Source organism: Streptomyces sp. NBRC 110035 (assembly GCF_000829695.1).
Taxonomy (GTDB): Bacteria; Actinomycetota; Actinomycetes; order Streptomycetales; family Streptomycetaceae; genus Streptomyces.
Map to the genome: position 1 here is coordinate 95,821 of NZ_BBNN01000015.1, position 21,425 is coordinate 117,245.

The following is a 21,425-nucleotide window of genomic DNA, read 5'->3' on the forward strand; positions in this document are numbered from 1 at the left end:
CAGCGGTCCGCGCATTCCGTGGCCGTCACCACATCCACGGCCGGGCCCGGCCGACCCCGGGCGGCCCACGGGCGGCCCGCCCTCGACGATCCCGCCCGCAGGTTATCCACAGCTGTTGACACCTCGCGGCGCCCGTCTCACCATGGAACCGCACGAACCGAACGATCGGTCGGGAGCGTGTTCCGGGAAGAACCCAGGTCGGAGGGGACCTCATGGCGACAGCAGTCGACAGCGTCGGCGCCGACGCGGGTGACAGCGCGGACGGCGGCGCGGAGTACGAGCGCGCCTTCGACGCGGCCGTCGCCGCCGACGAGCGGATCGAACCGCGCGACTGGATGCCCGACGCCTACCGCGCCACGCTCGTCCGGCAGATCGCCCAGCACGCGCACTCCGAGATCATCGGCATGCAGCCGGAGGCCAACTGGATCACCCGCGCGCCCTCGCTGCGCCGCAAGGCGATCCTGATGGCCAAGGTGCAGGACGAGGCGGGGCACGGCCTGTACCTCTACAGCGCCGCCGAAACCCTCGGGACGGGGCGCGACGAGCTGCTGGACAAGTTGCACTCCGGCCGCCAGAAGTACTCCTCGATCTTCAACTACCCCACGCTGACCTGGGCCGACGTCGGCGCGATCGGCTGGCTGGTGGACGGCGCCGCGATCACCAACCAGGTGCCGCTGTGCCGCTGCTCCTACGGCCCGTACGCGCGCGCGATGGTGCGTATCTGCAAGGAGGAGTCCTTCCACCAGCGCCAGGGTTACGAGCTGCTGCTGGCGCTGAGCCGCGGCACCCCGGAACAGCACGCGATGGCGCAGGACGCGGTGGACCGCTGGTGGTGGCCGTCGCTGATGATGTTCGGCCCGCCCGACACCGAGTCGCAGCACTCCGCGCAGTCGATGGCCTGGAAGATCAAGCGGCATTCCAACGACGAACTGCGGCAGCGCTTCGTCGACATCTGCGTCCCCCAGGCCGAGTCGCTCGGCCTCACCCTCCCCGACCCGGACCTGCGGTGGAACGAGGAACGGGGACAGCACGACTTCGGCCCGATCGACTGGACGGAGTTCCGGGACGTCCTGGCGGGCAACGGCCCGTGCAACGAGGAGCGGCTGACCCGGCGCAGGCGTGCCCACGAGGAGGGTGCCTGGGTCAGGGAGTCGGCGGCCGCCCACGCGGCCAAGCACACCACCGGTGAGACAGGAGCGACCCACGGATGACCGACACCGACTGGCCTCTGTGGGAGGTCTTCGTGCGCGCGCGCCGGGGACTGTCCCACACCCACGCCGGCAGCCTGCACGCCCCGGACGCGGAGCTGGCCCTGCGCAATGCCCGCGATCTGTACACCCGCCGCGGCGAGGGCGTCTCGATCTGGGTCGTGCCGTCGTCCGCGATCACCGCCTCCTCACCCGACGAGAAGGACCCGTTCTTCGAACCGGCCGCCGACAAGCCCTACCGGCACCCGACGTTCTACGAGATCCCCGAGGGGGTGCGCCACCTGTGACGACGACACCCCGCTCCGGCACCCGTGCACCCTCCCGGGACGCCGTCCTCACGGCGGCCGCACTCGCCCTCGGTGACGACGCCCTGGTGCTCTCCCACCGCCTGGGCGAGTGGGTCGGCCACGCCCCCGTGCTGGAGGAGGAGGTCGCCCTCTCCAACATCGCGCTGGACCTGCTGGGCCAGGCCCGCGTGCTGCTGTCGATGGCGGGCGACGAGGACGAGCTGGCGTTCCTCCGCGAGGAGCGCGCCTTCCGCAACCTCCAGCTGGTCGAGCAGCCGAACGGCGACTTCGCCCACACCATCGCCCGCCAGCTGTACTTCTCCACCTACCAGTACCTCCTGCACACCGAACTCGCCGCCGGGGACGGCCCGCTGGCACCGCTGGCCGGCAAGGCCGTCAAGGAGGTCGCCTACCACCGCGACCACGCCGAGCAGTGGACCCTGCGGCTCGGCGACGGCACCGACACCGGCCACACCCGGATGCAGCGGGCCGTGGACGCGCTGTGGCGGTACACCGGGGAGATGTTCCAGCCGGTCGAGGGCCTCGACGTCGACTGGCCGGACCTGGAGACGTCCTGGCTGGAGCGGATCACGCAGGTACTGGGCCGGGCCACCCTCACCGTGCCCGGCAGCCCGCGCACGGGTGCGTGGGCTGCCGGTGCCGGACGCCAGGGACTGCACACCGAGTCCTTCGGCCGCATGCTCGCCGAGATGCAGCACCTGCACCGCAGCCACCCGGGGGCGGCATGGTGACCCCGGCGGCCGCCACCGCACTCGAGGCGGAACTGCTCGAACTGGCCGGTTCGGTGCCCGACCCCGAACTGCCCGTGCTGACCCTGCGCGAGCTGGGCGTGGTGCGCGCGGTGCACGCGCGCGGTGCGGACACCGTCGAGGTGGAGCTGACCCCCACGTACACGGGGTGCCCGGCCGTCGAGGCGATGTCGGCGGACATAGAGCGGGTGCTGCGTGAGCACGGGGTGCGCGAGGTCACCGTCCGCAGAGTGCTCGCACCCGCCTGGTCGACCGACGACATCACCGACGAAGGGCGCCGCAAGCTGGGGGAGTTCGGTATCGCCCCGCCGCGCGTACGGCAGGCGTCGGGAGCGGTCGCGGTGGACCTCGGGCCGACCCGCACGCGTGCCCGCAAGCCGTGGGCGGACGGGACGCCCGGGCCCGTGCACGAGGAGGCACCCGCCGAGGCACCCGAGCCCGTGCGGTGCCCGCACTGCGGCTCCGCCGGCACCGAACTGCTCAGCCGCTTCTCGTCCACCGCGTGCAAGGCGCTGCGCCGGTGCCTGGACTGCCGTGAACCGTTCGACCACTTCAAGGAGTTGTGATGGCGCGCTTCCACCGGCTCCGGGTGGCCGCCGTCGACCGGCTCACCGACGACTCCGTAGCCCTCGCCCTCACCGTCCCGCCGGACCTGCGCGAGGAGTACCGCTACGCCCCCGGCCAGCACCTGACCCTGCGGCGCAGGGCCGACGGCGAGGACATCCGGCGCACCTACTCGATCTGCTCCCCGGCCCCCGAAGGCGGGGGCCCCGGCACGTTGCGGGTGGGGGTGCGTCTGGTGGAGGGCGGCGCCTTCTCGACGTACGCCCTGAAGGAGATCGGCGTCGGGGACGAACTGGAGGTGATGACCCCGGCGGGCCGGTTCACCCTCCCGCCCGCACCCGGCCGGTACGCGGCGATCGTCGGCGGGAGCGGCATCACCCCGGTGCTCTCCATCGTCTCGACCCTTCTGGAGCGCGAGTCCGGGGCCCGGTTCTGTCTGATCCGCAGTGACCGGACGGCCGCCTCGACGATGTTCCTGGAGGAGGTCGCCGACCTGAAGGACCGCTACCCCGACCGGTTCCAGCTGGTGCCGGTGCTCTCGCGGGAGGAGCAGCAGGCGGGACTGCCGTCCGGACGGCTCGACCAGGATCGGCTCACCGCCCTGCTGCCGGCCCTGCTGCCGGTGGGGCAGGTGGACGGCTGGTTCCTGTGCGGCCCGTACGGGCTGGTCGAGGGGGCCGAGCGGGCCCTGCGCGGTCTCGGAGTGATGCGCTCCCGCATCCACGAGGAGATCTTCCACGTGGACACCGGCGCCCCGGCGGCCCCCACGGCGTCGGCCCCCGCCCACAGCACGGTCACCGCCCTGCTCGACGGACGCGGCGGCACCTGGCCCGTCCGGGAGGGCGAGTCCCTGCTGGAGACGGTGCTGCGCAACCGCCCCGAGGCCCCCTACGCCTGCAAGGGCGGGGTGTGCGGAACGTGCCGCGCCTTCCTCGTCTCGGGCGAGGTACGGATGAACCGCAACTTCGCGCTGGAGTCGGAGGAGACCGAGGCGGGCTACGTACTGGCCTGCCAGTCGCATCCGGTGACGGAAAGGGTGGAGCTGGACTTCGACCGGTGACGGCGGCACACCCCTCCCGCAGACACCGCACCCTCCCCGCCCCGCCCCCTGCGGCGCCGTCGGGCGGACCGGCGCCGAGTCACCGGGGAGGGGACCTGCGGGACTCCGGGCGTGGAGCTCCCGCCCGGCACCGGCACCGGCACCGGCACCGGCACACGAGGAGGCCCTGGGAGACCCGCCGGCGCCGCATTCTCCGGGCTGAAGCCCGCTGAAGCGGTGGCGGCCGTGGTGGCGGCGGCTGCGGACGTCCCGAGGCCTGGGGGGCGGCCGGCGACGGCCGCCCGCTCCCGCCGGTACTACAGGACGTGTCCGGGCTGTCCGTCATCGGTGACGACGGGGCGTCCCGCGGACTCCCACGCCTGCATGCCGCCGTCCACGTTCACGGCGTCGATGCCCTGCTGGACCAGATACATCGTGACCTGGGCCGAACGCCCGCCGGAACGGCAGATCACATGCACCCGGCCGTCCTGCGGAGCCGCCTCGGTCAGCTCGCCGTAACGGGCGACGAATTCGCTGATCGGGATGTGCAGCGCACCTCCGGCATGACCGGACGTCCACTCGTCGCTCTCTCGGACATCCAGCAGGAAGTCGCCGTCCTTGAGGTCACAGACCCCGACCGTGGGCACCCCAGTCGCAAAGCTCATGCCCCCGACGCTACCGGAAAGCGCCGGGCCGGGGCCGGGACTCACGCCCGCCGGCCGGCGGCTCAGCCCTCTAGGGCCTCCAGAGCCGCCAGTTCCGCCTCGCGCTCGGCCACCTGGGCCCGCAGTTGCTCGGCGATCTCCTCCAGGAGACGGTCCGGGTCGTCCGGGGCCAGCCGGAGCATCGAGCCGATGGCGCCCTCCTCGAGCTCCTTCGCGACCAGGGTGAGCAGTTCCTTGCGCCGGGCAAGCCATTCGAGCCGGGCGTAGAGCTCTTCGCCGGCGCTCGGGGCCTGCTCCTTCAGCTTCGGGCCCGCCGCCCATTCCGCGGTGAGCTCCCGCAGCTCGGCCTCGCTGCCGCGGGCGTAGGCGGCGTTGACGCGGGTGATGAACTCCTCGCGACGGTGGCGTTCCGCCTCCTCCTGCGCCAGGTCCGGGTGGGCCTTGCGGGCGAGGTCGCGGTAGAGCTTGCGCGCCTCCTCGCTGGGCCGCACCCGCTCCGGGGGCCGGACCGGCTGGTCGGTGAGCATGGCCGCGGCCTCGGGGAAGAGACCGTTGCCGTCCATCCAGCCGCCCAGCAGTTCCTCCACACCGGGGATCGGCTGCAGCCGGGAGCGCGCGTCGTCGGCCAGCCGGCGGTCCTCGGGGTCACCGCTGCGGGTGGCTTTGGCCTCCAGGATGCGGGTGTCCAGCTCCTCGAGGCGGGCGTACACGGGGCCGAGCCGCTGCTCGTGCAGCCGGGAGAAGTTCTCGACCTCGATACGGAAGGTGTCCACCGCGATCTCGAACTCGATCAGCGCCCGCTCCGCGGCCCGCACGGCCTGCTCCAGCCGTGCCTCGGGCCGCTGCGCACCACCGTCGGCCGCCACCTGCTCCGCACCGGCGCCGCCGCTGCCCTGCTCACCTTCCGAGGTCGTCACCCGGACAGCGTAGGCCACGACCGCCACCCCCGGATCCCACCACCCTGTCTCCCGACAGCCGACCGTCCCCTCCGCCCCGGCCGACCGGATTCATGGCCCACCGGCTCCCCCACACCCCGACCCGACCGGCCCCGACGTCGTACCCCAGCACCGGACGGCCGCCGTCACCACCCCCGGCCGCCATGCCCACCGGCGTGTCCAGCCGCCGCCCGAGCGCCCGCAGGAAACCGCAGAACACATCGTCGCTCCGGCCCCTGGGAGCTCCCGCAGACCCACGTCGAAGTCGACCGCGTCCACCGGCCGGAAGCGGAGGACCGCCGGCACGTCGGCAGCCGGCCGCTCGCGCAGGACCGGGCGCTTCGCGTCGGCCGGACGGGACAGCACGGCCTCCGCCCGCGGAATCGGCGGCACCGTCCCGCCCGGGAAGTACCCGTACTCCCCGCCGCGCGCGACGGCGAGATCGGGAACCGCCTGCCAGTCATGCGCCGAGGCGTCAGGAACACCCAGGTCCGGCAGCGCCCCATCGGTCCGGGTCGAAGAAGCACCTGACGTCGTCCCACGGCAGATCAGCCACCGGGAAGGGAAGCCGCCGAAGACGGTGAAGCAGTGCTCAGACCCCCGTCTCGGCCGCGATCCGGCCCGACCGGACCGCGGCCACCAGGTCCGCGTGGTCCGCCTCCGTGCGGTCGGCGTAGCGGAAGGCGAACTCGCCCATCGCCTCGTCGAGTTCGTCGTTCTTTCCGCAGTAACCGGAGATCAGGCGGGGGTCGGCGCTGTGGGAGTGGGCGCGGGCCAGGAGGGCGCCGGTCATCCGGGCGTAGTCGTCGACCTCGTCGGCGGACAGGGCCGTCGGGTCGACGCTGCCCTTGCGGTTGCGGAACTGCCGTACCTGGAAGGGCCGCCCGTCGACGGTCGTCCAGCCCAGCAGGTTGTCGCTGACCACCTGCATCCGCTTCTGGCCCAGGACCACGCGCCGGCCCTCGTGGTCGGCGTCGGGGACGTCGAAGCCGGCTGTCAGCAGGTGCGGTACCAGCGCCGAGGCGCGGGCCTCCTTCACCTGGAGGACGAGGGGCTCGCCCCGGTGGTCGAGGAGCAGCACGACGTACGAGCGGGTGCCCACGCTGCCCGTGCCGACGACGCGGAACGCCACGTCCTGCACCGCGTGCCGGGCCAGCAGCGGAAGCCGGTCGGGCTGGAGGGTGCCGACGTACTGCTCCAGGGAGGTGGCCACCGCGAGGGCCTCGGCGTCGGGTACACGGCGCAGCACCGGCGGGGCGTCGACGAAGCGGCGCCCGCCGTCCTCCACGGCCACGGTGGACTTGGCCGCGAAACGGCCGCTGGTGTTGGCACGGGCCTTCGTGTAGACCCGCTCCAGCGTGCCGAGCAGATCGTGCGCGTCGGTGTGGGAGACCAGTTCCTCGTCGGCGATGGCGTTCCACGCGTCCAGCACCGGCATCTTCGCCAGCAGCCGCATCGTGCGACGGTAGGCGCCCACCGTGTCACGGGCTGCCTTGCGGCAGGTGTCCTCGTCCGCGCCGACCTGCCGTCCCGCGAGCACCAGCGAGGTGGCGAGCCGCTTGAGGTCCCACTCCCAGGGGCCCCATACCGTCTCGTCGAAGTCGTTCAGATCGATGACCAGCCCGCCGCGCGCGTCGCCGTACAGGCCGAAGTTCGCCGCGTGCGCGTCGCCGCAGAGCTGCGCGCGGATCCGCGTCATCGGGGTGCGGGCCAGGTCGTGGCCCATCAGGCCCGCCGATCCGCGCAGGAAGGCGAACGGTGTCGCCGCCATCCGGCCCACCCGCATCGGCGTCAGCTCGGGCAGCCGGCCACGGCTGGACTCCTCGACCGCGCTGACCGCGTCCGGGCGCGAGGGATCCAGGTCGAGAGCGGAATGCACACTGCGCGGCACCAGCCGGCGCAGGGTTCTGCCGTCCTCCTTGGCCGAGCCCTCGGGCGGCCACGCCGCGAAACCCGGTACACGCGGCAGCCGCCGCACCTCACCCGCAGCAGGCTCCGGCTCCGCCCGCCCCGCCGTCCTGCCCGCCCCGGCCCCGCCGGCATCCACTCCGGTCACCACAACCGCCTCCCCCGTACGCCCACACGTACGCCCGTACCGACACGTCGGCCGGCCGCACGCGAACGACGATCCGGCCGTCGGCCCGCCTCGAAGCCGACACGGGCACCGGCGCAGGCCATGACATCAACCGTGCCGACCGTACAACCCGGTGGCCGAAACGCGTCAGGTCCTGTGGACAACTCCGGGACTGTGGACAACACCGTCACCCACCCGTACCCCCTGCCACCGGCCGGGACACGGCGTCTGCCTGTCCCCGTCCGCTATCCCGCTCCCGCCTCGGCCGCACTCTCCGTGGCCGGTTCCAGCCGCCACTCCGCGAGGGCCCGCCGGCCGCGGTCCGCCGAGATGTCCAGCCGGGCCAGCACCGCCGGCACCGCGACGCCCGGCAGCATGTGCTGGAAGAGCACCACGACCCGGTGCTCCAGATCCTGCCGCTGACAGCGCAGCTGTGAGAGGAGCTGCACTCCCGAGTAGCTCGCGACCAGCAGTTCCGCCGTCTCCGTCACCTCGACGTGCGGCAGCAGCTCGCCCCCCGCCTTCGCCTCGGCCAGGGTCCGGGTGATCTGGTCGATCCACATCCGGAAGGCCGGAGTCCGGTCCAGTCCCAACGCCCCCTGGTCCAGGGCCAGTCCGACACTGGCGCGCACCAGCGGATCCGTACACAGCCGCAGGGCCAGCACCAGACCGGAGTCGACGAGCTCCTGGAGCTTGCTGGACTGGGGCGGCAGAGCGACCGCGAGTTGCTCCTCGAAGATGCCGAGCGCCAGCTCCTCCTTGGATCCGAAGTGGAAGTACAGCGCGCCCTTGGTCACCCCGGCCCGGTCCAGGATCTCGCCGATGGTCGCCGAGGTGTAACCGCGTTCGTCGAAGACGGCCGCCGCCGCGTCCAGAATGGTCCGCCGGGTGCGGATCGCGCGCTCCTGTCGCGCCATCGGGCGCCTCCTGCATCTCTGTGGATCTGTGGTGAGCTCGTGGACCGCCGTGAAGCAGCCGGGCCGGAGCAACGCGGTCGCCCTGCCGCCGTGCCGCGATACGTTCGAACGCGTGGGCGGACTGCGGGTTCGTCCCCAACGATGTGGATCACCCTTGAAAAAAACCAACTCGTCCGTATCTTAGTGCGAGGTCGACCGGAGTCAGGCCTTCTATCCGGAGGGTTCCTCATGCCGCAGTCAGGTACCACCAGCACACCCACGGAGGATCGGACCGGACAGCGGAGCACGCCCGCGACCACCGCCGGGCAGGCCGCCGGTGACAGTGCCGAAACCGACGCCGTCACCCGGGTCACCGGGGAACTCGCCCACCGCACCCGCGCGGCGGACGTCTTCCCGACGCAATGGGTCCGCCTGTCCGAGCGCGACTTCCGCGTCACCGCGCACTGGCCCGCCGAGCACTCCTTCTTCGGCCCCGTGGACGGCCTCCACCAGGACCCGATGATCGTCGCCGAGACACTGCGCCAGGCGACGATGGCCATCGCCCACGCCGAATTCGGCGCTCCCCTCGACACCCACTTCGTCATGTGGGACCTGGGCGTCTCCACCGCCCCCTCCGGACTGCTGCTCGCAGACGCCGCGGAACCGGTCACCGTCGACGTCGCCTGCTCCGAGGTACGCCGCCGGGGCCGCGGTCTGAGCAGCATGCGCACGGTCATGGAGTTCCACCGCTCGGGACGGCTCGTCGCCCGGGGCACCGGGAGCATGGGCTGCACCTCGCCGGCCGCGTACCGCCGACTGCGAGCCGGGCGGCCGGCCGGCCGGCACGACGTGATACCTCCCTTACCTCCCGTCCCTCACACACTGGTCGGCCGCCACCGCGCGGAGGACGTCGTCCTCGCCCGCTCGGACCGCCCCGGCACCTGGCTCCTGCGCGTCGACACCGGCCACCCCGTGCTCTTCGCCCGGCCCAACGACCACGTCCCCGGCATGGTGCTGTTCGAGGCGGCCCGCCAGGCGGCGACAGCGGCAACCGGCGGACGCGTCTTCCTGCCGTCCGATCTGGCCTCCTCCTTCAGCCGCTACACCGAACTGGACAGTCCCTGCCTCCTCGAAACCGAGGTCTACGACACGGGCGCCGGGAACGACGTGACCGTACGGGTCTGCGGCCTGCAGAACGGCGAACCCGTCTTCACCGTCACCCTCGCCCGCGCACCCCGTCGACGGAGCCCGGGGCCACCCCCGAGCCCGGGCCAGGCCCCGGCCCCGGTACGGTCGCTGACGTGACGGTGAACCTCCTGATCACGGGCGGCACCGGCTTCATCGGCGGCCGGATCACCGCCGCAGCACGCCAACGCGCTGACACCCGGGTCCGGTTGCTCTCCCGCCGCACATCCGCCGGGAACGCACGTCCGCCCGAGGCTCCGCAAGCGGCGCACACCTCCCCGGGCGCACCACCGCCCGCCGGAACCGTCCCCGGCGACCTCGCCGACCCCGCCTCCCTGCAGGGCAGTTGCGCCGGCGTCGACGTCCTCGTCCACTGCGCCTCGCGCATCACCGGCGCCCCCGAATCCGTCGCGGCGGTCAACGACCGGGGCACGAAGGCCCTGGTGGAGGAGGCGGTACGCAGTGGGGTGCGCCGCATCGTGTACGTGAGCACCGCCGCCGTCCACGGCAGGGGTCCCTTCCGGGGCGTACGGCCCGGCGAGGCCCCCGTCGCCCCCGCCTCCGCCACCAGTCGCACGCGTGCCGCGGCCGAGCGGCACGTCCTCGACGCGGGCGGCCTGGTGCTGCGGCCCCACCTGGTGCACGGCGCCGGCGACCGCTGGATGGTTCCCGGCCTGGTGGGACTCCTACGGGAGTTGTCGGCCACCGTGGCGGGCTGCGGGGCGCTGCATTCGATGATCGACGTCGACACCCTGGGCCGCGCGGCCGTCGCCGCGGCGCTCTCCCCGTCCCACGGTCCCGGCGTCCACTACGTCAACCATCCGGACCCGGTCTCCACGTCGGAGTTGCTCACGGCCGTCCGCACGCACGTGGAGCAGCCCGCCGGGAAAGCCGCGGTCGACGTCACGACCGCCTACGCACGGGCCGCCGGCTCCCCGCGTGCCCTGCATCACCTCGGCATGCTCACCGTCGACCACTGGTTCAAGGACGACACCTTCTGGGCCACCCTGGACTGCTCCCCGGGCGAGCCGTTCCTCCGCACCTTCCCGCACGCCGCCCCCTGGTACCGGTCGTTCGTCACCGCCCCCTGACCGGCCACCACCACGGCCACCGCGCCCGCCCCGCTCCTGAGCCCGCGCCCAGGGGGAGAAACCGACCCGTCGGTTCGACTCTCGTGACACACGTTCGACACCGCCCCGCAGGCCACGGCACCACTCGGCCACAGCTTCGAACCCCGGTCGCCCCCGCACCTCTCATTTCGACTGCGGAACGCACCGACACCTGCACTTCCAGTCACCACGCACCCAAAAGGATCATGAGATGTTCCTCACACGATCCGGGCCCGCTCCCACCTCCACCCCCACCCGCCGCACCCGGCCCGGGCATGCGAAACGGGCGGCATCCGAGATGGATGCCGCCCGTCCGACGGTGTGCGCGAGGGGGGAGTTGAACCCCCACGCCCTTTCGGGCACTGGAACCTGAATCCAGCGCGTCTGCCTATTCCGCCACCCGCGCATTGGGTGTGCCATCAGGGCCTTCCCCGTTGGGTCCGGCGCCTTTCGACTCCTGAACATTAGCACGCTGGCCGGGGTGGATTCACATCCCTTTCCTCTCCCCGGAACTCACCCGCACTGAGCAGCGGCGCGGCCGGTGAGCTGCCCCTGAGCAGCCCTCGGGCCGCGCACCGGCCACCCCCGAAGCACCCCCTGACCGCCCCCGGGCAGCCACGCATGATCAAGGTCGCCGCCCCATCACTCCGCCCCCTGACGCCCGTACCGCTCCCGCCCGCCCCCGAGAACCGGTCAAGAACCGATCGAGAACCGCTTCACGTATCAACCTCGTACCGGTACCCCCCGTCTCCCCAGGTACCGGGCGGAGTCCCACAGTCAGGTGCGGGACACTGGTCCACGGCCCCTCTACGATCCATGGCGGGGGCTCGCACAGGCACGGCCGAAGGAGTACCGGAGGGGAGCCCGGAGGAACCCCGCCGGACGTCGACACCCGTCGGCCGGGCGGGCAGGGGGAACCAGCCGATCGACCAGGGCGTGGATACGATCAGTAAGCAGTACCGGTTATGCGGTGCACGCGACAGCGCACCGGGCAGTAGACGCAGTAGAAGCAGCAGTGGAAGACAGGGCAGTACGCAGGACGGCAACGACGGAGGAGGTGCCCCATGGGAGTCCTGAAGAAGTTCGAGCAGCGACTCGAAGGCCTGGTCAACGGCACCTTTGCCAAGGTGTTCAAGTCCGAGGTGCAGCCCGTGGAGATCGCGGGAGCTCTCCAGCGGGAGTGCGACAACAACGCGACCATCTGGAACCGCGACCGCACCGTCGTCCCCAACGACTTCATCGTCGAGCTGAGCACCCCCGACTTCGAGCGGCTCAGCCCGTACTCCGGGCAGCTCGGGGACGAACTCGCCGGCATGGTGCGCGACTACGCCAAGCAGCAGCGCTACACCTTCATGGGCCCCATCAAGGTGCACCTGGAGAAGGCGGACGACCTCGACACCGGCCTGTACCGGGTGCGCAGCCGTACGCTCGCCTCCTCCAGCAGCCAGGCGGGCCCCGGCCCCGGCGGACCCGGCACGGGCGGCCCGCCCGCCGGCGGCCCCGGCGGCTACGGCTACCCGCCCGCCGGTCCCTCGGGCGGCGCCCCGCCCATGCCGGCCGCGCCACCGCCCGGCGGCCGGCCCGGCGGCTACGGCTACCCGCAGCCCGCGGGCGGCCAGCGGCCCCCCGCCGCGCCCGCGTCCGCCGGACGCACCCGGCACTGGATCGAGATCAACGGCAACCGCCACCAGATCTCCAACGCAACGCTCGTACTGGGCCGCAGCACCGAAGCCGACGTGCGGATCGACGACCCCGGCGTGTCCCGCCGGCACTGCGAGATCCGGACCGGAACGCCCTCGACGATCCAGGACCTCGGATCCACCAACGGCATCGTGGTGGACGGACAGCACACCACCCGCGCTACGCTCCGCGACGGCTCGCGGATCGTCGTGGGCAGCACCACCATCATTTACCGGCAAGCCGAAGGGTGAAGCGGGGGCAATGTCAGAGCTGACCCTCACGGTCATGCGGCTGGGTTTCCTGGCCGTTCTGTGGCTGTTCGTGATCGTGGCCGTACAGGTCATCCGCAGTGACCTGTTCGGCACGCGGGTCACCCAGCGCGGAGCACGCCGGGAGGCCGCCCGGCCGCAACAGAGCGCCCGGCAGGCACCACCGCCGCAGCGCCAGCAGTCCGGGGGCGGCCGCCGCGGCCGCAACGCCCCCACCAAGCTGGTCGTGACCGAGGGCACCCTCACGGGCACCACCGTCGCGCTCCAGGGCCAGACCATCACGCTGGGCCGGGCACACGACAGCACGATCGTGCTGGACGACGACTACGCCTCCAGCCGCCATGCCCGGATCTACCCGGACCGCGACGGCCAGTGGATCGTCGAGGACCTGGGTTCCACGAACGGCACCTATCTGGACCGGTCCAGGCTGACGACCCCCACACCGATCGGACCGGGTTCACCGATCCGCATCGGCAAGACCGTCATCGAGCTGCGGAAGTAGTACGACAATGAGCGAGCGGAGCGAGCACGCAGTGGGGGCCCCCACCCCGGGCCCCGGCGCGCTCCCGACCGGAGGGTGGGCAGTGTGGCTCGACACGACCGGCTGTACCCGGAGCCGACGGGCGAGGTGCGCATGAGTCTGTCCCTGCGCTTCGCCGCCGGATCGCACAAGGGGATGATCCGCGAGGGCAACGAGGACTCCGGTTACGCCGGCCCCCGCCTGCTCGCCATCGCCGACGGCATGGGCGGCGCCGCGGCCGGCGAGGTCGCCTCCTCCGAGGCCATCTCCACCATCGTCTCGCTCGACGACGACGTACCCGGTTCCGACCTGCTCACCTCCCTCGGCTCGGCCGTACAGCGCGCCAACGACCAGCTGCGCATGATGGTCGAGGAGGACCCCCAGCTCGAGGGCATGGGCACCACCCTGACCGCGCTGCTGTGGACCGGCCAGCGCCTCGGCATGGTCCACGTCGGCGACTCCAGGGCCTACCTGCTGCGCGACGGCGTCCTCACCCAGATCACCCAGGACCACACCTGGGTGCAGCGGCTGGTGGACGAGGGACGGATCACCGAGGAGGAGGCGACCACCCACCCGCAGCGGTCCCTGCTCATGCGGGCCCTCGGCAGCGGCGAGCACGTCGAACCCGACCTGTCGATCCGTGAGGTCCGGGCGGGCGACCGGTACCTGATCTGCTCCGACGGCCTGTCCGGCGTGGTCTCCCACCAGACCATGGAGGAGGCCCTCGCCGGCTACCAGGGCCCCGAGGACACCGTCCAGAACCTGATCGAGCTGGCACTGCGCGGCGGCGGTCCGGACAACATCACCGTGATCATCGCCGACGTCCTCGACCTCGACACCGGCGACACCCTGGCCGGCCAGCTGTCCGACGCCCCGGTCGTGGTCGGCGCCGTCGCCGAGAACCAGACCCAGCCCAGCGACAGCAGCGCCATGCAGACCCCGGCCGGCCGCGCCGCCGGACTCGGCCGCAGACGCGGCCGGGGCGGCGGGGAGGGTGAAGGCGAGTTCGGCCCGCCCGGTAGCGGTGACGACGTCACCGGCTTCATCCAGACCGACGGCTTCGGCTACGACGAGGACACCTTCGTCAAGCCCCGCAAGAGCCGCCGCTGGCTCAAGCGCTCCTTCTTCGGCCTGCTCACCCTCGCCGTCATCGGCGGCGGCGTGTACAGCGGCTGGCGCTGGACGCAGACCCAGTACTACGTCGGCACCAACGGCGAGCACGTCGCGCTCTACCAGGGCATCAGCCAGGACCTGGCCTGGGTCTCGCTCTCGAAGGTCGAGAAGGACCACCCCGAGATCGAACTCAAGTACCTGCCGCCCTACCAGCGGAAGCTGGTCGAGGCGACCATCGCCGAGGGCGACCTGCACGGCGCCCGGACGAAGATCGACGAACTCGCGGTACAGGCCTCCGCGTGCAGGAAGGAAGCCGAGCGCCGCGCCGCCGACAGCAAGAACAGCGCGAAGACCGGCGAGGGCGAGGCCGGAGGCACCACGGGAACCACACCCGCCTCCTTCACGTCCAAGGCCTCGCCGACGCCGACCCCCTCGGGCTCGACCGAGGCACCGCAGCAGTCCACGCCCCCGTCCGCACCTACTCCCAGCCCCGGCCCCAGCCTCTCGGAGGAGGAGCGGAAGGTCGTCTCGCTGTGCGGTAAGCAGTAGGCAAGCCGTGAGAGGCCCTGTCACACGATGAGCAGTACTACCAACCCATCGGCGCAGCACACGTCCACGATCGGTGCGATCGGGGCGCCGAGCCGGCGCAACACCGAGCTCGCACTACTCGTCTTCGCCGTCGTCATCCCGGTCTTCGCCTACGCCAACGTCGGGCTGGCCCTCAACGACGAGATCCCGGCCGGCCTGCTGAGCTACGGCCTGGGCCTCGGCCTGATGGCCGGCATCGGCCACCTCGTCGTACGGAAGTTCGCACCGTACGCGGACCCGCTGATGCTGCCGCTGGCCACCCTGCTCAACGGGCTCGGGCTCGTCGCCATCTGGCGGCTCGACCAGTCCGAACTGCTGCAGGGAATCAAGCAGGCGGGCACCGCCGCGCCCCGGCAACTGCTCTACACCGCCATGGGCATCGGCCTGTTCGTCGCCGTACTGGTCTTCCTCAAGGACCACCGCGTCCTGCAGCGCTACACCTACATCTCGATGCTCGGTGCGCTGGTCCTCCTGCTGCTGCCGCTGGTGCCCGGCCTCGGCCAGAACATCTACGGCGCCAAGATCTGGATCAAGGTCGGCAGCTTCTCCATCCAGCCCGGTGAGTTCGCCAAGATCGTCCTGGCGATCTTCTTCGCCGGCTACCTCATGGTGAAGCGCGACGCACTCGCCCTGGCCAGCCGCCGCTTCATGGGTCTCTACCTCCCCCGCGGACGCGACCTCGGCCCCATCCTGGTCGTCTGGGCGATCTCGATCCTCATCCTCGTCTTCGAGACCGACCTCGGCACCTCGCTGCTGTTCTTCGGCATGTTCGTGATCATGCTGTACGTCGCCACCGAACGCACCAGCTGGATCGTCTTCGGTCTGCTGATGTCCGCCGTCGGCGCCGTCGGCGTCGCCAGCTTCGAACCCCACATCCAGCAGCGCGTCGACGCCTGGCTCGACCCGATGAAGGAATACACCCTCAGCCGGGAAGGCATCGTCGGCCACTCCGAACAGGCCATGCAGGCACTGTGGGCCTTCGGCTCCGGCGGCACCCTCGGCACCGGCTGGGGCCAGGGCCACTCCGACCTCATCCGGTTCGCCGCCAACTCCGACTTCATTCTCGCCACCTTCGGCGAGGAACTCGGCCTGGCCGGCGTCATGGCCCTGCTCCTGCTCTACGCGCTGATCGTGGAACGCGGCGTGCGCACCGCCCTCGCCGCCCGCGACCCCTTCGGCAAGCTGCTCGCCATCGGCCTGTCCGGCGCCTTCGCGCTCCAGGTCTTCGTCGTCGCCGGCGGCGTCATGGGCCTGATCCCGCTGACCGGTATGACGATGCCGTTCCTGGCGTACGGCGGTTCGTCCGTCATCGCCAACTGGGCACTGATCGGCATCCTGCTGAGAATCAGCGACACGGCCAGACGCCCCGCCCCCGCCCCCGCCGCCAACCCCGACGCCGAGATGACCCAGGTGGTCCGCCCGTGAACAAGCCCCTGCGCCGAATCGCGATCTTCTGCGGCCTCCTCATCCTCACGCTCCTCATCCGCGACAACTGGCTCCAGTACGTCCAGGCCGACGAGCTGAGGACCGACGAGCACAACCGCCGGGTCGCCATCGAGCGGTACGCCTCACCGCGCGGCGACATCATCGTCGGCGGCGAACCCATCACCGGACACGCCACCACCAAGGGCGACTTCAAGTACAAGCGCACCTACAAGGACGGCGCCATGTGGGCGCCGGTCACCGGCTTCGTCTCCCAGGCCTTCGGCGCCAACCAGCTGGAGTCCATCGAGGACGGCATCCTCACCGGCAACGACGACCGCCTGTTCTTCCGCAACACGCTCGACATGCTGACGGGCAAGAACAAGGAGGGCGGCAACGTCGTCACCACCCTCAACGCGGACGCGCAGAAAGCCGCCTACGAGGGACTGAAGAAGCAGGGCGGCAAGGGCTCCGTCGTCGCCATCGAACCTTCCACCGGCAAGATCCTCTCCCTCGCCTCCTTCCCGTCCTACGACCCGTCCACGATCGCCGGCGACGACGCCGCGGACGCCGAGGCGTGGCAGAAGCTGCAGAAGAAGGACAACGAGGACGACCCGATGCTGAACCGGGCCCTGCGTGAGGTCTACCCGCCCGGTTCCACCTTCAAGGTCCTCACCGCGGCCGCCGCCCTGGAGGAGGGCCTGTACGAGAGCGCGGACGACAAGACCGACACGCCGCTGCCGTGGGTCATGCCGGAGACCACCACCGAGCTGAAGAACGACGGCGACCTCCCCTGCAAGGACGCCACCCTCCGCGAAGCGCTCCGCGTCTCCTGCAACACCGTCTTCGGCAAGATCGGCGCCGACCTCGGCAACGACACGATGCTCGAGTACGCCAAGAAGTTCGGCTTCACCGAGGAACAGTTCGTCCCGGTCCGCTCCAGCGCCTCGATCTTCTCCGACGACATGGAGCCCTCGCAGACCGCGCTCTCCTCCATCGGCCAGTTCAACACCGCCGCCACCCCGCTGCAGATGGCCATGGTCACCGCCGCCATCGCCAACAACGGCACCCTGATGCAGCCCTACATGGTCGACGAACTCCAGGCCCCGAGCCTCGACACCATCGAGAAGACGGAGCCGGAGGAGCTGAGCAAGCCGATGTCGGCGGAGAACGCCCAGATCCTCCAGTCGATGATGGAGACCGTCGTCTCCGAGGGCACCGGCTCCAACGCGCAGATCGACGGCGTCACCGTCGGCGGCAAGACGGGTACCGCCCAGCACGGTGTGGACAACAGCGAGAACCCCTACGCGTGGTTCATCTCCTACGCCAAGGGCGAGGACGGCAGCTCACCGGTGGCCGTCGCCGTGATCATCGAGGACGACAACGCCGTACGGGGCGACATCTCCGGTGGTGGCCTCGCGGCCCCGATCGCGAAGAGCGTGATGGAGGCGGTCGTCAAGGGCAAGCAGTGACCCCGATCACGTCCGCCGCCCATAGGCGCACGTAGCGGTACCGGTCCTGTATCGGCTGCGGTACTTGGCCAGGTCACACAAAGCGAGCCGGGTACGGTAGGCCCGGACGGCAGCCTCCGGCCGCACGAACGTGCCGGCCGGGACCGACGGAGAGGGCTGGTAGGTAGCTATGGAAGAGCCGCGTCGCCTCGGCGGCCGGTACGAACTGGGCCAGGTGCTCGGCCGCGGAGGCATGGCAGAGGTCTACCTCGCCCATGACACCCGTCTCGGCCGCACCGTTGCAGTGAAGACGCTCCGCGCCGACCTCGCGCGCGACCCGTCCTTCCAGGCCCGGTTCCGCCGGGAGGCCCAGTCGGCCGCCTCGCTCAACCATCCCGCGATCGTCGCGGTCTACGACACGGGTGAGGACTACATCGACGGGGTCTCCATCCCGTACATCGTCATGGAGTACGTCGACGGCTCCACGCTCCGTGAGCTCCTGCACAGCGGCCGCAAGCTGCTGCCGGAGCGGACGCTGGAGATGACCATCGGCATCCTCCAGGCCCTGGAGTACTCGCACCGGGCCGGCATCGTCCACCGCGACATCAAGCCCGCGAACGTCATGCTGACGCGCAACGGCCAGGTCAAGGTCATGGACTTCGGCATCGCCCGCGCCATGGGCGACTCCGGCATGACGATGACACAGACCTCGGCGGTCATCGGCACCGCGCAGTACCTCTCGCCGGAGCAGGCCAAGGGCGAACAGGTCGACGCCCGCTCCGACCTGTACTCCACCGGCTGTCTGCTGTACGAACTCCTCACCGTCCGACCGCCGTTCGTCGGCGACTCCCCGGTCGCGGTCGCCTACCAGCACGTCCGGGAGGAACCGCAGGCACCGAGCGTCTTCGACCCCGAGGTCACGCCCGAGATAGACGCGATCACGCTGAAGGCGCTCGTCAAGGACCCCGACTACCGCTACCAGTCGGCCGACGAGATGCGCGCCGACATCGAGGCCTACCTCGACGGCCAGCCCGTCGCCGCCGCCGCCACGATGGGCGCGGCCGGCTACGGCGGCTACCCCGACGACCAGGCGACGACGGCCCTGCGCTCGGACTCCGGCGCCGCCACGTCGATGCTGCCCCCCATGAACCCGGACGACGGCGGCTACGGCTACGACGACCGCCCCGGCCGGCGCCGCCAGCAGAAGAAGAACAACAACAACACCTCGACGATCCTGCTGGTCGCGGCGGGCGCCCTGGTCCTGATCGGCGCCATCCTCATCGGCCGCTGGGCCTTCTCCGGCAACGGAGGCGTGGGCAACGACAACGTCGCGGTCCCGAACTTCGTCGGCACGACCAAGGCAGCCGCGGAGAAAAAGGCCACCAACACGGACCTGGTCCTGGCGTTCACCTCGAAGCCCTGCGAGGACCAGGCCAAGGGCAACATCTGCGAGCAGGACATCGATCCGGGCACCGACGTCAAGAAGGAGTCCACCGTCAACCTCGTGGTGTCCACCGGGGCGCCCAAGGTGGCGGTGCCGAGCGTCGTCGGCGACAACGTCGACGACGCCACGGCCGAGCTGGAGGGCGACAAGTACGCCTTCGTCGTCGAGACGAAGGAGAAGGAGTCCACGGAGACAGCCGGCACCGTCCTCGAGCAGGACCCGGCTCTCGGCGAGGAGGTCGAGAAGGGCACCACCGTCACCCTCACCGTCGCCAAGGCGGTGGCCAGGTCGACGGTCCCGGACGTCTTCAACAAGACGTGCGACGAGGCCAAGGCGCAGATGACCGCCAACGACCTGGTCGGCAACTGCACCGAGCAGGAGGTCGACGACGCGAACCAGGTCGGCAAGGTCATCTCGACCACGCCGGGTCCCAACCAGCAGGTCGACAAGAACTCCCAGGTGCAGATCGTCGTCGGCAAGGCCAAGGCGAACGAGAAGGTCGCCGTCCCGAACGTCAACGGCCAGACGCTGAAGGACGCCCAGAAGATGCTCCAGGAGGCCGGGCTGGCGGTCGGCGAGATCAAGGGTTCGCAGGACCCCAACTCCCGCGTCATCGGGGCCGACCCGGGCCAGGGCAACCAGGTCGACAAGGGCACGGCGGTCAGCCTCTTCACCCTGGACCAGGGCGGCAACAACGGGGGCGACGGCGGCGGCGGCTTCTTCGGCGGCCTCACCGGCGGCAACGAGGACGACTGACCCACCTCCGGCACCCAGGACACGACGGAGCCCCGGCGCCCTCTTCGGAGGAAGCCGGGGCTTCTTCATGGACCCGGCCCGAACGCGCGCCCTCATTTCGCTCGGGCCTTCGTCTGCCGCCGCTGGTCGAACGAACGGGTGGGGCGGGGCATCCGGGTTCTGCTCCGGCCGACGCTCGGGGCGATGCCCCGGCAGGTGTTCGCACAGCATGTCGCCGACCTGCTGCGGCGCGACGGCTGCACCGGCGTCGTCGTACGGCAGGCCCGCAGCGAGAGGAACACCGGCATCACCGGCCGCACTGCGGCCGGGCGGACCGTGAACCGGCGGACCGCGGCCGTCCCGTGCAGGAACCGGTCCGACCGCTGGACGGTGCCCGGTGCCGACCCGCAGAAGTTCGCCGGCGCGGCGCGGGCCGTCAACCGCGTGGACCTCGCGCTCTCCGTCGCCACCTGCGACTTCAGCCACGAATCGCAGGCGATCGCCGCCCTGACCGGAGGCGTCACGGTCAATCGGGGAGAAGTCGGGGCCTGGACCGCCGGGGTGCGTCTCAAGGCGCTGCGACAGGGGATGGTCCGCGAAGGCCCGAAGCCGCAAGAGAAAGGTGCGGCTTCGGGCCTTCGCCCTGTGGGGCGACAGAGACACTCGAAGTAACGCTCTCGCCTCAGCGTCGCCTCAGCGCAGTTCCTCCGGCGGCGTCCGGTCCTCGTCCACCTTCTCCGTGCGGACCAGTTCGCCCCAGACGACGTAGCGGTACCTGCTGGTGTACACCGGTGTGCAGGTCGTCAGGGTGATGTAGTGGCCGGCCTTCTTGCGGCCGGACTCCTCGGGCACCTCGGAGAGGACGTCCACGTTGTACTTCGAGGTCTCGGGAAGGATCGCGTAGGTCTTGTAGACGTACCAGGTGTCCTTCGTCTCGAAGACGATCGGGTCGCCGTCCTTGATCTTGTGGATGTCGTGGAACGTGGCCCCGTGGCCGTCCCGGTGCGCGGCCAGCGAGAAGTTGCCCTTCTTGCCGGACGTCGGCAGGGTCGCCTTCACGGGGTCGGTGTAGTAGCCGGCGACGCCGTCGTTGAGCACCTTCATCGTGGTGCCCTTCTCGATCAGGATGTCGTCGCCGCCCATCGCGGGCACGTGCAGGAAGCCGATGCCGTTCTTGCTGTCGTAGGAGGCGGGCCCGCCACCGGCGCCGTCGCCGCCGGGCCCCCGGGCCCAGTTGTCGCGCACCTTGTCGGCCTGCTTGCCCGCCTCGCGGTCGGCGAGCACGTTCGTCCACCACAGCGAGTAGACGACGAACAGACCGAGCACCAGACCCGCGGTGATGAGGAGTTCCCCGAGGGCGCTGACCAGTATCGCGCCCGGTCCCATACGGCGGCGGGCCGGGGACGGCGGTGACGCGGGCCTGGCGCTGTGCTCTTCGGTGTCGTCGGCGGTCGCTGCCACGTTTCCTCTG

Annotated in this window: 19 protein-coding genes and 1 tRNA gene; 14 read left to right on the top strand and 6 right to left on the bottom strand. The window is 71.2% G+C overall.

Translation table 11 applies throughout. The annotated features are described in order from the left end of the window. Positions 1 to 212 precede the first annotated feature (212 nt). From paaA to TU30_RS00540, 5 genes are read left to right on the top strand one after another with little or no spacing between them, the layout of a single operon-like run. Complete coding sequence (paaA, locus tag TU30_RS00520) at positions 213 to 1,211, top strand: 1,2-phenylacetyl-CoA epoxidase subunit PaaA (protein WP_042163115.1); 999 nt, start codon at positions 213 to 215, stop codon at positions 1,209 to 1,211. Further along, positions 1,208 to 1,495, top strand: coding sequence for a 1,2-phenylacetyl-CoA epoxidase subunit PaaB (paaB, locus tag TU30_RS00525; protein ID WP_042163118.1), 288 nt, complete (start codon positions 1,208 to 1,210; stop codon positions 1,493 to 1,495). The genes paaA and paaB overlap by 4 nt, the downstream gene beginning before the upstream one ends. Further along, positions 1,492 to 2,247, top strand: a complete 756-nt coding sequence (gene paaC / locus TU30_RS00530; RefSeq protein ID WP_042163120.1) for a 1,2-phenylacetyl-CoA epoxidase subunit PaaC — start codon at positions 1,492 to 1,494, stop codon at positions 2,245 to 2,247. The genes paaB and paaC overlap by 4 nt, the downstream gene beginning before the upstream one ends. Continuing rightward, positions 2,241 to 2,831, top strand: coding sequence for a 1,2-phenylacetyl-CoA epoxidase subunit PaaD (gene paaD, locus TU30_RS00535; RefSeq protein WP_042163122.1), 591 nt, complete (start codon positions 2,241 to 2,243; stop codon positions 2,829 to 2,831). The genes paaC and paaD overlap by 7 nt, the downstream gene beginning before the upstream one ends. Then, positions 2,831 to 3,889 carry a 2Fe-2S iron-sulfur cluster-binding protein gene (locus tag TU30_RS00540; RefSeq protein WP_042163123.1) on the top strand — a complete coding sequence of 353 codons (1,059 nt, stop codon included), beginning with the start codon at positions 2,831 to 2,833 and terminating at the stop codon, positions 3,887 to 3,889. Before paaD ends, TU30_RS00540 begins: the two co-directional genes overlap by 1 nt. A 296-nt stretch (positions 3,890 to 4,185) precedes the next feature. Here the strand turns inward: TU30_RS00540 and TU30_RS00545 are convergent, their stop codons facing one another. The 4 genes from TU30_RS00545 to TU30_RS00560 form a co-directional block, all read right to left on the bottom strand. Beyond that, entirely contained in the window at positions 4,186 to 4,515 is a 330-nt protein-coding gene (locus TU30_RS00545) for a rhodanese-like domain-containing protein (RefSeq protein WP_042163126.1), read from the bottom strand. Positions 4,516 to 4,595: 80 nt separating this feature from the next. Beyond that, a complete protein-coding gene (locus TU30_RS00550; protein ID WP_176726181.1) occupies positions 4,596 to 5,450 on the bottom strand; it encodes a hypothetical protein in 855 nt (284 codons plus the stop codon). Positions 5,451 to 6,060: 610 nt separating this feature from the next. Continuing rightward, positions 6,061 to 7,524 (bottom strand): DUF2252 domain-containing protein, encoded by a 1,464-nt coding sequence (locus tag TU30_RS00555; RefSeq protein ID WP_370626537.1) that lies wholly within the window; start codon positions 7,522 to 7,524, stop codon positions 6,061 to 6,063. Positions 7,525 to 7,787: 263 nt separating this feature from the next. Next, positions 7,788 to 8,459: a ScbR family autoregulator-binding transcription factor gene (locus TU30_RS00560; RefSeq protein ID WP_042163128.1), complete on the bottom strand. Its 672-nt coding sequence runs from the start codon at positions 8,457 to 8,459 to the stop codon at positions 7,788 to 7,790. 228 nt (positions 8,460 to 8,687) lie between these two features. On the opposite strand from TU30_RS00560, the gene TU30_RS00565 reads away from it, so the two are divergent. After that, positions 8,688 to 9,743, top strand: a complete 1,056-nt coding sequence (locus TU30_RS00565) for a ScbA/BarX family gamma-butyrolactone biosynthesis protein (protein WP_078878012.1) — start codon at positions 8,688 to 8,690, stop codon at positions 9,741 to 9,743. Then, positions 9,740 to 10,714 carry an NAD(P)-dependent oxidoreductase gene (locus TU30_RS00570; protein WP_042163130.1) on the top strand — a complete coding sequence of 325 codons (975 nt, stop codon included), beginning with the start codon at positions 9,740 to 9,742 and terminating at the stop codon, positions 10,712 to 10,714. Before TU30_RS00565 ends, TU30_RS00570 begins: the two co-directional genes overlap by 4 nt. Positions 10,715 to 11,054: 340 nt before the next feature. On the opposite strand, the gene TU30_RS00575 is transcribed toward TU30_RS00570, so the two are convergent. Continuing rightward, positions 11,055 to 11,138, bottom strand: a tRNA-Leu gene (locus tag TU30_RS00575). A 658-nt stretch (positions 11,139 to 11,796) separates the two neighbouring features. Here TU30_RS00575 and TU30_RS00580 point away from each other — a divergent pair. The 7 genes from TU30_RS00580 to TU30_RS00610 all read left to right on the top strand — a co-directional run bounded on the left by TU30_RS00580 (position 11,797) and on the right by TU30_RS00610 (position 20,626). After that, complete coding sequence (locus TU30_RS00580; RefSeq protein WP_042163132.1) at positions 11,797 to 12,663, top strand: DUF3662 and FHA domain-containing protein; 867 nt, start codon at positions 11,797 to 11,799, stop codon at positions 12,661 to 12,663. A gap of 10 nt (positions 12,664 to 12,673) precedes the next feature. Further along, complete coding sequence (locus TU30_RS00585) at positions 12,674 to 13,183, top strand: FHA domain-containing protein (protein WP_042163133.1); 510 nt, start codon at positions 12,674 to 12,676, stop codon at positions 13,181 to 13,183. Positions 13,184 to 13,315: 132 nt separating this feature from the next. Next, positions 13,316 to 14,863, top strand: coding sequence for a Stp1/IreP family PP2C-type Ser/Thr phosphatase (locus TU30_RS00590; RefSeq protein WP_042163838.1), 1,548 nt, complete (start codon positions 13,316 to 13,318; stop codon positions 14,861 to 14,863). Positions 14,864 to 14,890: 27 nt separating this feature from the next. Continuing rightward, the gene (locus tag TU30_RS00595) at positions 14,891 to 16,327 is read left to right on the top strand and encodes an FtsW/RodA/SpoVE family cell cycle protein (RefSeq protein ID WP_042163134.1); all 1,437 of its coding nucleotides are present in this window, start codon (positions 14,891 to 14,893) and stop codon (positions 16,325 to 16,327) included. After that, entirely contained in the window at positions 16,324 to 17,796 is a 1,473-nt protein-coding gene (locus tag TU30_RS00600) for a penicillin-binding protein 2 (RefSeq protein WP_042163136.1), read from the top strand. The genes TU30_RS00595 and TU30_RS00600 overlap by 4 nt, the downstream gene beginning before the upstream one ends. Before the next feature lie 169 nt (positions 17,797 to 17,965). Next, positions 17,966 to 19,975, top strand: coding sequence for a Stk1 family PASTA domain-containing Ser/Thr kinase (gene pknB, locus TU30_RS00605; protein ID WP_042163138.1), 2,010 nt, complete (start codon positions 17,966 to 17,968; stop codon positions 19,973 to 19,975). A gap of 183 nt (positions 19,976 to 20,158) precedes the next feature. Beyond that, the gene (locus TU30_RS00610) at positions 20,159 to 20,626 is read left to right on the top strand and encodes a restriction endonuclease (protein WP_199816807.1); all 468 of its coding nucleotides are present in this window, start codon (positions 20,159 to 20,161) and stop codon (positions 20,624 to 20,626) included. Between the two features lie 21 nt (positions 20,627 to 20,647). Here the strand turns inward: TU30_RS00610 and TU30_RS00615 are convergent, their stop codons facing one another. Further along, entirely contained in the window at positions 20,648 to 21,415 is a 768-nt protein-coding gene (locus TU30_RS00615; RefSeq protein ID WP_042163140.1) for a class E sortase, read from the bottom strand. Positions 21,416 to 21,425: the final 10 nt, after the last annotated feature.

Coding starts and splice junctions, on each gene's coding strand:
- paaA (WP_042163115.1), top strand. CDS start 213: ATGGCGACAGCAGTCGACAGCGTCGGCGCCGACGCGGGTGACAGCGCG.
- paaB (WP_042163118.1), top strand. CDS start 1,208: ATGACCGACACCGACTGGCCTCTGTGGGAGGTCTTCGTGCGCGCGCGC.
- paaD (WP_042163122.1), top strand. CDS start 2,241: ATGGTGACCCCGGCGGCCGCCACCGCACTCGAGGCGGAACTGCTCGAA.
- TU30_RS00540 (WP_042163123.1), top strand. CDS start 2,831: ATGGCGCGCTTCCACCGGCTCCGGGTGGCCGCCGTCGACCGGCTCACC.
- TU30_RS00560 (WP_042163128.1), bottom strand. CDS start 8,459: ATGGCGCGACAGGAGCGCGCGATCCGCACCCGGCGGACCATTCTGGAC.
- TU30_RS00565 (WP_078878012.1), top strand. CDS start 8,688: ATGCCGCAGTCAGGTACCACCAGCACACCCACGGAGGATCGGACCGGA.
- TU30_RS00580 (WP_042163132.1), top strand. CDS start 11,797: ATGGGAGTCCTGAAGAAGTTCGAGCAGCGACTCGAAGGCCTGGTCAAC.
- TU30_RS00585 (WP_042163133.1), top strand. CDS start 12,674: ATGTCAGAGCTGACCCTCACGGTCATGCGGCTGGGTTTCCTGGCCGTT.
- TU30_RS00590 (WP_042163838.1), top strand. CDS start 13,316: ATGAGTCTGTCCCTGCGCTTCGCCGCCGGATCGCACAAGGGGATGATC.
- TU30_RS00595 (WP_042163134.1), top strand. CDS start 14,891: ATGAGCAGTACTACCAACCCATCGGCGCAGCACACGTCCACGATCGGT.
- pknB (WP_042163138.1), top strand. CDS start 17,966: ATGGAAGAGCCGCGTCGCCTCGGCGGCCGGTACGAACTGGGCCAGGTG.
- TU30_RS00610 (WP_199816807.1), top strand. CDS start 20,159: ATGCCCCGGCAGGTGTTCGCACAGCATGTCGCCGACCTGCTGCGGCGC.